At 45.9% G+C, this 521-nt stretch carries 1 protein-coding gene; it reads left to right on the forward strand.

The features are described 5' to 3' along the window. A partial coding sequence (locus R8O11_RS31195) for a GGDEF domain-containing protein (protein WP_318195388.1) occupies window positions 1-521 on the forward strand: 521 nt, incomplete at both ends.

Raw genomic sequence — 521 nt, forward strand, 5'->3', positions numbered from 1 at the left:
ATATCCCATTTACCTGTTGCCAATTGCCATTTTCATCATGGTTATTGCCACGCTTTACCATATCTTCGCCCTTAAGCGAATGGTGACTCTACGAACAAAGCAGCTCACCTTAGCAAATCAGCAACTGCTTGAACTGACGCTGACGGATCCGCTCACCAAACTTTATAATCGCAGGCATTTGATCGAGCGATTGGCAACGCTGAGTTCATTGCAAAAAAACGTAACCGTGATGGTGTTTGATATTGATGACTTTAAATCGATAAACGACAAATACGGCCATTTAATCGGTGACCAAGCGATTGTCGCTGTTGCCGACACGGCAAAATCGCTGACTGACGAACGAATAACCTTAGCGCGAATCGGTGGTGAGGAATTTGCGTTGGTGACTGCCTCTCTATCTGAAAAAGAAGCTGAAACGCTTGCAAAGGCGATTTGCAGCTGTGTTTACGATCGACCTGTTTTACTCAATGGGCAAGCGATCCATGTCAGCGTGAGTTTGGGTTGCGCCTATTATCGCGAGT

This window comes from Vibrio sp. 1288, assembly GCF_033344475.1.